Origin of the sequence: Streptomyces sp. XM83C (assembly GCF_023072675.1) — a bacterium.
GTDB lineage: Bacteria > Actinomycetota > Actinomycetes > Streptomycetales > Streptomycetaceae > Streptomyces > Streptomyces thermocoprophilus.
Map to the genome: position 1 here is coordinate 1 of NZ_JALLGL010000221.1, position 10,277 is coordinate 10,277.

General features: G+C 70.0%; 6 protein-coding genes. All 6 read right to left on the reverse strand.

Translation table 11 applies throughout. The features are described from left to right. Positions 1-162 precede the first annotated feature (162 nt). The gene (locus MTQ10_RS22070; protein WP_247471208.1) at positions 163-1,038 is read right to left on the reverse strand and encodes a carbohydrate ABC transporter permease; all 876 of its coding nucleotides are present in this window, start codon (positions 1,036-1,038) and stop codon (positions 163-165) included. A gap of 16 nt (positions 1,039-1,054) precedes the next feature. After that, positions 1,055-2,014 carry a carbohydrate ABC transporter permease gene (locus tag MTQ10_RS22075; RefSeq protein WP_247471210.1) on the reverse strand — a complete coding sequence of 320 codons (960 nt, stop codon included), beginning with the start codon at positions 2,012-2,014 and terminating at the stop codon, positions 1,055-1,057. Between the two features lie 23 nt (positions 2,015-2,037). Beyond that, positions 2,038-3,453 (reverse strand): extracellular solute-binding protein, encoded by a 1,416-nt coding sequence (locus MTQ10_RS22080; protein ID WP_247471228.1) that lies wholly within the window; start codon positions 3,451-3,453, stop codon positions 2,038-2,040. A 212-nt stretch (positions 3,454-3,665) separates the two neighbouring features. After that, on the reverse strand, positions 3,666-7,976 hold the full coding sequence (locus MTQ10_RS22085) for a discoidin domain-containing protein (RefSeq protein WP_247471231.1): 4,311 nt from the start codon (positions 7,974-7,976) through the stop codon (positions 3,666-3,668). A gap of 596 nt (positions 7,977-8,572) precedes the next feature. Beyond that, positions 8,573-9,583 (reverse strand): LacI family DNA-binding transcriptional regulator, encoded by a 1,011-nt coding sequence (locus tag MTQ10_RS22090; RefSeq protein ID WP_247471233.1) that lies wholly within the window; start codon positions 9,581-9,583, stop codon positions 8,573-8,575. Between the two features lie 151 nt (positions 9,584-9,734). Further along, positions 9,735-10,277: restriction endonuclease (locus tag MTQ10_RS22095; protein ID WP_247471235.1), on the reverse strand; the 543-nt coding region annotated here is incomplete at its 5' end.

Here is a 10,277-nt window from a genome sequence, read left to right on the forward strand (position 1 = left end):
GCAGACGGCGGCACCGACTGCCCGCTCCTCCCCCACCCCGTCGGTGCTTCGCCGCCGGCCCGGATGCTGCGGGGCGTCGGACGGACCGGCGGCGAAGGCGCGGGGCGGTGTCGCGGTGGTGCGGTGGCGCGGGGTCGGAGGACCGGCGGGGCTCGTGGCGGGTCAGCCTTTGAGGCCGCCGGCGGTCAGGCCGCTCATGATGTTGCGCTGGAAGACGAGGAACAGCACCAGCGTGGGCAGGGAGGCGATGGTGAGGGCGGCGATGAGGACGTTGACGGGGACGCCGCTGGACAGGGAGTAGATGCCGACGTTGAGGGTCTGTTTGGAGGGGTCGGGCAGGGTGAGCATCGGCCACAGGAAGTCCTTCCAGATGCCGACGACCGCGAAGATCGAGACCACGCCGAGGATGGGCCGGGAGATGGGCAGCACGATCGACCGGAGGATGCGTACCGGGGAGGCGCCGTCCATGGCGGCGGCGTCGAGGATCTCCTGAGGGATGGAGTCGAAGAACCGCTTGAGCAGGAAGATCGTGAAGGCGTTGGTGACGGAGGGCAGCCAGATCGCCCAGGGTGTGTCGAGCAGGTTGCGTTCGACGACGGGTACGTCGAGGACGGTGAGGTACTGCGGTACGACGAGGACGGTCGCCGGGATCATCAGCGTGGCGAGCATCATGCCGAGGATCGCCTTGCCGAGGACGGGGCGGAGCTTGGACAGGGCGTACGCGGCGGCGACGTCGAGGACGAGCTGGAAGGCGAGTGCGCCGAACGCGTAGTAGAGGGTGTTGAACAGCAGGGTGGAGAGGTCCATGATCTCCCAGGCGCGGGAGTAGTTCTCCGGGGCGAAGGTCTTCGGCAGCCAGGTCGGGGGTGTCCGGACGACTTCCTGGCTGTCCTTGAAGCCGCTGGAGATCATCCAGTAGAGCGGTCCGAGGAAGACCAGGGTGAACCCGGTGACGACGAGCCCGAAGACGATGCGGTAGACGGCTCGGGCGCGGGGCCGGGCGAGCTGGGCGGGCGAGATGAGTGTGCGTGTGGACATGCTGTTCCCCCCGGTCCTACTCGTCGCGGGTGCGGCTGAGCCTGGCGTACGCCGCCGAGAACCCGGCGAGCAGGACGAGCAGGAGCAGGCCGAGCGCGGCCGCGGCACCGTAGTTGTTGAAGTTGAAGGCGTACTGGTAGATGAGGTAGACGACGGTGGTGGTGGAGCCTTCCGGTCCGGCGCCGCCGGTGAGCAGGAACGGCTCGATGAAGACCTGCATGGTGGCGATGATCTGCATGAGCAGCATCAGTGACAGGACGAGTCGGGTCTGCGGGATGGTGACGTGCCAGATCTTGCGGAACAGGCCGGCGCCGTCGAGTTCGGCGGCCTCGTACAGTTCGCCGGGGATGCCCTGGAGGGCGGCGAGGTAGATGAGGGTGGCGCCGCCCATGTTCATCCAGGTCGCGGCGATGACGACGGACGGCATGGCGAGGTCGGGGTCCTGCAGCCACTGTTGTTCGGGCAGGTGCAGGAAGCGGAGGATCTCGTTGAGCAGCCCGTATCCGGGGTCGTACAGGTATTTGAAGAGCAGGACCGAGGCGACCGGCGGCAGCATCACGGGCAGGTAGACGAGCAGCCGGAGGTAGCCCTGGCCGTGGCGGAACTCGTTGATGACGATCGCCACGGCGAAGGGGACGGCGAACCCGATGATCAGGGCGAGGACGGTGAACAGGAGGGTGTTGCGCCAGGCCTGCCAGAAGGCGGGGTCGTTGGCGACGGTCCGCAGATTGTCCAGGCCGACCCAGTGGGTGCCGCCGGCCTCGGTCTTCTGGAAGGCGAGGAAGAACTCCCGGATCATCGGGTACCAGGAGAAGACCGCGAAGCACAGTACGGCGCCGATGAGGAAGGCGTGCGCGGTGAGGTTGCGGCGCAGGCCGCGCAGGATGCGGTCGCGGTGCTCGTGCCCGGCCGGGTGGGGCGGGGCCGGGCGGCGGGGGGCGTCCGCCGCGGTCTTCGTCAGGCTGGGGGCCGACATCGTCGCTCCTCGGTGCGGTCCGGTCACTGGTTGGCGAGGACCTGGTCGACCTGGTCCGCGGCCGTGGAGAGCAGCTTGTCGATGTCGGCGTTCTTGTTGGTGAGGATGCCGGACATGACGTTGTCGAGGACCTTGTAGATCTCCTGGGCCTTGGGCGGTTCGGCCTTGCCCGGGACGGGGTTGTCCATGAACGTCTTGAAGTTGGCGACGGGCATGGTGGCGTTGGCGGTGCGGGTGGCGTCGTCCTTCTTCTTGGACTCGCCGAGCCAGAAGTTGGGCTGTGGGACGCCGACGGGCAGGTCGTCGGCCTTGGTGCGGGCCCAGTCGAACTGCCCCTTGCCGACGGTGAGGTTCTTGAAGTTCAGCCAGGCGACGGCGGCCTTGATCTTGTCCGGGGAGATGCCCTTCTTGATCATGTAGTTGTTGCCGCCGGCGAGGGTTGCTTTGCCGCCGGGGATGGGCCCCATGCCGAAGTTCTCGTACTTCGCGCCGAGTTGCTGGACCATGTAGGCGATGTCGTCGGGTGCGGCGAGGAACATGCCGAGCTTGTCGGTGGCGATCTGCTTCTGCAGGTCGCCCCACTTCAGCAGCTGGGTCTTGCCCATGCTGTCGTCCTCCCAGCGCATGGCGTGGAGGGTGCGGGCGACCTCGCGGCCGGTCTCGTTGTCGAACGCGGCCTTCTTGCCGTCGGCGTCCACGATGTCGCCGCCGCGGCTGTACATGTGGGCGGTGAAGTGCCAGCCGCCGGTGTTGGCGGCGCTGTATTCGCCGAAGCCGGCGATGCCGTTGCCGAGTGCGGCGATCTTCTTGGCGGCGGCGCGGACCTCGTCCCAGGTGCGCGGCGGGTTGTCGGGGTCGAGTCCGGCCTGCTTGAACAGTTTGCGGTTGATGAGCAGGCCCATCGTGTAGTTGCTGGTGGGCAGGCCGTAGAGCTTGCCGTCGTGCTTGAGGGAGGCGAGGACGTTCGGGTCGATGTCCTTCAGCAGGGGGACGGTCCTGTCGTTGACGTAGGCGGTGATGTCCTCGGCGCCGTCGTTGTCGAGGACCTGCGGCAGGTCGGTGAAGTAGGTGTAGAAGACGTCGGGCTGCGAGTGGGCCTTGAGCATGGCGGTGAAGCGGGGCGGTTCCAGGCACTGGCCGGGGGTGGAGCGGCCTTCGATGGTGATGTTGGGGTACGTCTTGTGGAACTCGTCGACGTCCTCCTTCCACTCCTTCAGCTCGGCCGCCTTCGCCGCCGGCGGCATGCAGTCGATCGTGATCGTCACCTTGGTCTTCGGGTCCAGCGGGGCGGCCGGGTCGGAGGACCCGCTGCCGTTGCCGTGGTCGCCGCCGTTGTCGCTGCTGCTGGTGCCGCAGGCGGCGAGGGCGGTGAGGGCGAGTGCGGAGACGACGGCGATCGCGCCGGTGCGGCGGGTACGGCGGAGCCGGGCTGTTCTCATGGGTGGTCCCCTTCGGGCGGTGAACGGTGTGTCGCCCCGTCGCCGGTCGCGGTGCGGTGCAGGTGCGGTTCCGTGCACGTGCGGTGCGGTGTCCGGGGCGTCGCACACTCAACCACCACCGACAGATGAACGCAATATCTCGTGCAGACTTACGTAAATTTCTGACAGCAGCCCGGAAGCGAGGGCTTCCGGGCTGCTGTCGGACACGGGGGTCAGGGATTGATGTTGATCTTGAAGGTGGAGGTGGTGTTGCGGACGTCGACGGCGTTCCCGCTCAACCGCAGCCCGTTGAACGTCACTTCCCCGACGGCCGGCCCCTGGCCGGGCTCGGGCAGCTCGTTGGCCCACAGCCCGAAGCCGGACTTCGCGTCGAAGGCGTCGCCGCTCTTGCGGGCTCCGGTGACCGAGATGTCGGTGAACACCGTGTCCTTGATGGGGTTGACCGGCTGCCCGTTGACGTACTGCGTCTGGAACATGATGCCGCTGTACGTCGGGTCGACGATGTCCACATGGTTCACCCGGATCCCCTGGAACACCTTGGACGCGGAGAACAGCCAGATGCCGGGGAAGGTCTGCCCTCCCCAGAAGTGGCCGCCGGCCCGGACGACGGAGATGTTCTCGAAGGTGGTCGGCCCGGTCCCGAAGCCGTTCATCGGGTAACCGAAGTCCAGGGACGAGATGGTGATCCCGGAGTAGACGAGCGTGTCGGCGACATGGATGTTGCGGAAGGTGTTGTCGTAGCCGCCGTAGACGGCGATGCCCGCAGCACGCCAGGTCAGTGTGGTCGTCAGGTTCTCGTAGACGTTGTTCTTCTCGTCGGCGCCGCCCGCGTCGATCGCCGAGAACAGCGCGAAGCTGTCGTCGCCGGTGGCGCGTGCGTCGTTGTTGCTGACGAGGTTGTCCGTCGACCCGTTCGTCATGTTGACGCCGTCGGCGAACAGGTCACGGATACGGGAGTTCTTGATCGTCATCCGGTCGGTGTTGGCGCCCCAGTACAGGCACACCATGTGCTCGACCCAGATGTCGTCGATGACGATGTCCGACACATCGGCGAAGTCGAACACCTTGCCCGGCCCGTCGATGCGCGAGGTGTAGTTGCCGAAGTAGGCGAACCCCTTGAACAGCGAGCCCTTGGCCGTGGCGTCGGCGCGGAACCCGATGTCGGTGTTCTCCTGCGACGCCGGCGCGTGGAACCGGGTGTACCAGGGCCCGGCGCCGACCACCTTCACGGCCTTGCCGTACACCTGGAACTTGCTTCCCGTCTCGTAGTCGCCGGGCGGCAGATACACCCCGACGAGCGTGCCGGTGGTGTCCATGCGGACCCGGTCGAGGGCGTCCTGCACGGCCTGGTGCGTGAACCCGGTGGGCACGGCGTACGCGGCCGGGTCGGGGTTGGCGACCGGAGTGGCCAGCTCCAGGTCGACGAAGTCGATCGCGTACGTGGAGGTGTTCGCGGCGTCCTTCTGCAACCGGATCCTGCTGCCCGCGGGCACGATCTCGTCGAGGAGCAGATGCGCCTCGTCGTAGATGTGCCGCGGGGCGCCCGCGCTCGGCGAGTTGCCGGGCGAGGCCTCGGCGCCGTACAGCCACGCGTACTTCGACGTCAGCGGCAGCGCCTTCTTGAGCACGCCGTCGACGTAGACGTCGATCGTGGCGTCGATGCCGCCGCCGCCCGCGGCGTCCGGGATGGAGAAGCGGGTGACGAGCGTGTTGGTCGGGGCGCGGGTGGTGAACTCGACGTACTCCCCCGTCGCGTCCAGGGTGACCGCGCGTCGGCCGGAGGCCTCACCGGCGACGTCGCCGATGGTGCGGTCGGGTCCGACGACGGTGGCGCCGCCGCCGACGGTGCCGTCCTCCGCCTCGTAGGTGGTGTACGGCATGTGGGCGCCGCGTCCGACGAACAGCGGCTGGGTGGCGGTGTTGTTGGCCCGCTTCACGGGCAGTTCGTTGCCGTCGTCGGCGATGACGGTCCGCACGGTGTACGACCCGTCGGCGGCGGTCCACGGTCCGAGATCGAGCGTGGCCGCGGCACCGGCGGCGAGGGTGCCGGTGTGGGCGCCGGTCAGCGTCCTGACGGTGTCGCCACGGTCGTCGGTGAGGGTCAGGGTGACGCCGTGGGTGCCGTTCGTGGTGGCCTTGTTGCCCTGGTTCTTCAGGACGACCCTGAAAATGACGGCGTCTCCGGCGGCCGGGCTGGACGGGGTGGTGGTGACCGAGGAGGCGACCAGGTCGGCGCTCTCGACGGGTTTGACGACCAGCGGGGTGGGGCTGGTGTACGTGTTGTTCGACTCGTTCTGTTCGATCACCGCGTCGCCCTCGTCGGCGACGGCACCGAGGTCGTACGAGCCGGCGTCGAGCTGCCCGAGAGAGGCGGTGACGGTGGTCTGCGCGCCGGGCGCGAGCCGGCCGACCTGCGCGGTGGCGGCTTTCGCGCCGCCCAGCCGTACGGCGAGGGTGCTCGCCGCCGCCTCCATCGGCCCGCTGTTGCGCACGGTCGCCGACACGTCGACGACGTCGGACTCCTCGGGCGCGGCGGGCGACACGGTCAGCCCGGTCACCTCCAGGTCCGGGTTGGGTGCCGGTACGCCGATCACCTGGAACTCGGCGATCTGCCCCGCCGGGGCGCCGGAGTTGGCGGTGAACCTCAGCTGCACGTCGGCGGCGCGGGCGGAGACGGGCACCGTCACGGTGTTGCCGGACGCCGGGTCGAACGTGTAGCTCTTCGCCGCGACGAGCGAGGTGAAGCCGCCGCCGTCCTGCCCGCGGCCCAGCACCTCGACGGTCTGCGTCCGCTTCGTCCAGGCGGCGTCGGGGTTGAGCCGCAGCACCACCCGGTCGATGTCGGCGTCGGCGCCGAGCTTCACGGTGAGCGTGTCAGGGTAACCGCCGGCGCCCTCCCAGTAGGTGGTCACGTCGTTGTCGACGGCGTTCTCCGCGGCATAGGTGTGCACCACGGAGGAGGCGCTGATCGGCTTGCCGACGGCCAGGTTCGATCCGGTGCCGCCGTTGCCGTTGCGGGTCACGCTGTTGCTCGGCGCGGACCGGTTGCCGGCCGCGTCCCGGGCCCGCACGAAGTAGGTGACCGTGCTCGTCGCGGGCTGGGTGTCGGTGTACGTCGTGACGTCGCCGGCGACGGTGCCGCGCAGGACGTTGTCCGCGTACACCTCGTACGCGGTCACGCCGGTGTCGTCCGAGGAGGCCGACCAGGTCAGCTTGATCTTCCCGTCGCCGGTCTCGGTGTACGCCAGTCCGGCCGGCGCTGTCGGGGCCCGGGTGTCGCCCCGGTCGCCGGTACGGGTGACGGTGTCGCTGTTCGCGGACTGGTTGCCGGCCGCGTCGCGGGCCCGCACGAAGTAGGTGACGGTCTCGTCGGCGGGACGGGTGTCCGTGTACGTGGTGACGTCGCCGGGGACGCTCGCCAGCAGCGTGCCGTCGGCGTACACGTCGTAGCCCGTCACGCCGACGTCGTCGGTGGCCGCGTTCCACGTCAGCCGGATCTGCCCGGTGGCGGGCTCGGTGAGGGTCAGCCCGGTGGGCGCGGCGGGCGGGCTGGTGTCGCCGGTGCCGGGCCCGTACACCTCCAGTTCGGCGATCTGCGCGGCGTGCTGGACGGTGTTGGCGGTGACCAGGACCCGCACATAGCGGGTGATGGCGGCGTCGAAGGCGATGTCCGCCGTGTTGCCGCTCGCCGGGTCGAAGGTGTGGGCGCGGGCGGCGGTCAGATCGGTGAAGGCGGTGCCGTCGGTGCTGCCCTGGATCTTCAGGGTCTGGCTGCGGGTCTCCCAGCCGGCGGGCAGCCGCAGGACGACCCGGTCGACGCGCTGCGAGGAGCCGAGGTCGGCGCGGAGCCACTGCGGGAAGGCGTCGGCGGCGCTCTCCCAGTACGTGGCCCGGTTGCCGTCGCCCGCGTTCCCGGCGACGTACACCTGGGTGGTGCTGCTGGCGGTCAGGGGGCGGCCGGCGGCCAGGTCGGGTGACGAGCCGCCGGCGGCGTGCACCTCCAGCTCCGACAACTGGGCGGCCTGCCAGCCGGTGTTGGCGGTGACGGAAATGCGCACGTACCGGGTGAGGGTGGCCGGGAAGGACACGGTGACGGTGTTCCCGGAGGCCGGGCTGAAGGTGTAGGCGGCGGAGGTCTTCAGCGTGCCGAAACTCGTGCCGTCGACGCTGCCCTGCACGGACAGTGTCTGGGTACGGCTCTCCCAGGCGGCGGGGAGCTTCAGCACGACCTCGTCGATGCGCCGGGTGCTGCCCAGGTCGGCCTGCACCCACTGCGGGAAGGCGCCGCCGGCGCTCTCCCAGTAGGTGCCCTGGTCGCCGTCGGTGATGTTGGGGGCGCCGTAGCCGCTGTGGGAGCTGCTCGCGGAGGCCGTCTCGCCGAGTGCGAGATCGGGTCCGCCGGCGGCTCTTGCGGTCAGTGCCGGGCCGCCCAGCGCGAGCAGGGCGGTCACGAGCAAGGCGCTCAGGCTCCGTGATCTCCATCTGCGGGTTCCGCGGATGCTGCGGGTTCTGCGGGTTCTCATCGGTCCTCGATCTCTCGAAGGTCACACTGTCGTGTTTTTGCGCGTTCGGCTCAGAGAGTTGCAGAGGTTCATTGAGACGTCTACCGCTTGCGTGACATCAGTTCCGGTGCGTTTCCGCAGGTCGCAGGCATGCCGAGGCGGCGGCCCGCCTCCTGGGCGGACCGCCGTTCCGGCGCTGTCGTCAGCCGCCGTCGGTGCCGTCGGTGTCCGTCACGACGGGCGCGGTGCGGGCGGTGGCGGGCGGCGGGCCGGCCGCGGGCGGTGCGGGCAGCGGCAGGCCGGCGGTGAGCCGCCGGTCGGATGGTTCGGTCTCGTCATGGGCGTCTCCGTGAACCGGACGCGGAGGTGTGGGGGGCGGGGTGCGCGGCCGGGCGGGCCGCGCCGGGCGGGCGAACCGGAAGAGCCGTGGATCAGCGACGAAAAGCCGTGAAGTGACTGGGAATTGAGCGCACTGGTCTGCTTCTTGCGTCACCGGAGTGACAGGTTTCTCTCATGTGACGACTTTGTCAACGGCCGGGACGGGCGCGGGCATACGACGGCGCCGGCGCCCGGACGGTCCGGGCGCCGGCGCGGAGGGTGCGACGAGGGCGGGGCGGTCAGCCCGCGGGGGCCTGGGCCGTGGAGGCCCTGACGACCAGCTCGGGTTCGAACAGCAGCTCACCCGGGTGGGCCTGGGTGCCCTGGATCTGCGCGCACAGCAGCTCGACGGCGGCACGTCCCATCGCCTCGATGGGCTGACGGACCGTGGACAGGGGCGGCTCGGTGCAGCTCATGAACGCGGAGTCGTCGTATCCGACGACGGACACGTCCCGGGGCACCGACAGGCCGCGTCGGCGGGCGGCCCTGATGGCGCCGAGGGCCAGCGGGTCGCTGGCGCACACGATGCCGGTGACGCCCTGGTCGAGCAGGCGCGAGGCGGCGGCCTGCCCGCCCTCCAGCGAGAAGATCGACCGTACGACGAAGTCGTCCCGCAGGGCGGTACCGGTCGCCTCCGCCGCACCTCGGGCCGCCGCCAGTTTGCGGTTGGACGGCACATGGTCGCCGGGGCCGAGGACGAGGCCGATCCGTTCGTGGCCCAGCGAGGCGAGATGCCGCCAGGCCTGCTCGACGGCGACGGCGTCGTCGCAGGAGACGCAGGGGAAGTCGAGGCCCTCGATGGAGGCGTTGATCAGCACCACCGGGATCTTCCGCTCGGCGAGCTGACGGTAGTGCTCGTGCGGTGCGTCGGCCTGCGCGAACAGCCCTCCCGCGAACACCACGCCGGACACCTGCTGTTGGAGGAGCAGTTCCACGTAGTCGGCCTCGGAGACACCGCCCTGCGTCTGGGTGCACAGCACGGGCGTCAGTCCCTGCTGTGCCAGCGCACCGCCGATGACCTCCGCGAACGCGGGGAAGATGGGGTTCTGCAGCTCGGGCAGGACGAGCCCGACCAGACGCGCCCGCTCACCGCGCAGCTGGGTGGGCCGCTCGTATCCCAGCACGTCCAGGGCCGTCAGCACGGACTGGCGGGTCGCCTCGGAGACACCGGGCTTGCCGTTGAGGACCCGGCTGACCGTCGCCTCGCTGACACCCACCTTCTTGGCAACCTGGGCAAGTCGTCGCGTCATGCCCGCAAGGCTAGCGCAAGAAGCGCAAGCGGGTTACGTCCCGGGACGCCTCCATGGGCCTCTCTGGACGCAAGCCGCTGCAAGCGACGGCAACGGCCGACGCGCGGGCCGACTCCCCGGGGCCCGGGGTTCCCCCGGGGTGGCGCGCTCGTCATGGGGCGGCGTTCCAGGGGGCGGGCCCGGTGCCGTCCCGCCATGCCATGAGGGCCGCCCTGTCGACGCACACGATGCCGCAGTGGTCTGCGTACTCGGCGGCCGGGGCGGTGAAGTCACCGGTGGTGACGACGACGGCCACATCGGCCTTGTGCACGGTGTAACAGGTGCCGCCGAACCGCTGCAGATCCTGGGATCCGACGCGATTGCCGGTGTCGTAACGCTTGCACTGCACCACCAGCCGCCGCCCGTCCGGCACGACGGCGACCACATCGGCTCCGAGATCCCCGGCGCCACCGACGACCTCCACCTCCAGGCACCCGTCCCGTGCACACAGTCCGGCGACGGCCTGTTCGAAGGCGTCGGCGTCGAGCCGGTCGAAGTCGTACGCGCCGTGGGCGGTGCCGGGCGCGTCCGCGGACGCCGGAGCCCAGCCGCCGGAAGGACCGGCACCGCCCGGAACGCCGGCGCCGCAGGCGTCGACGACGGGCGAGGCCGGGGCAGGGACGGAGGGAGAGGCGGGGGCAGCGACGGGGGCGGC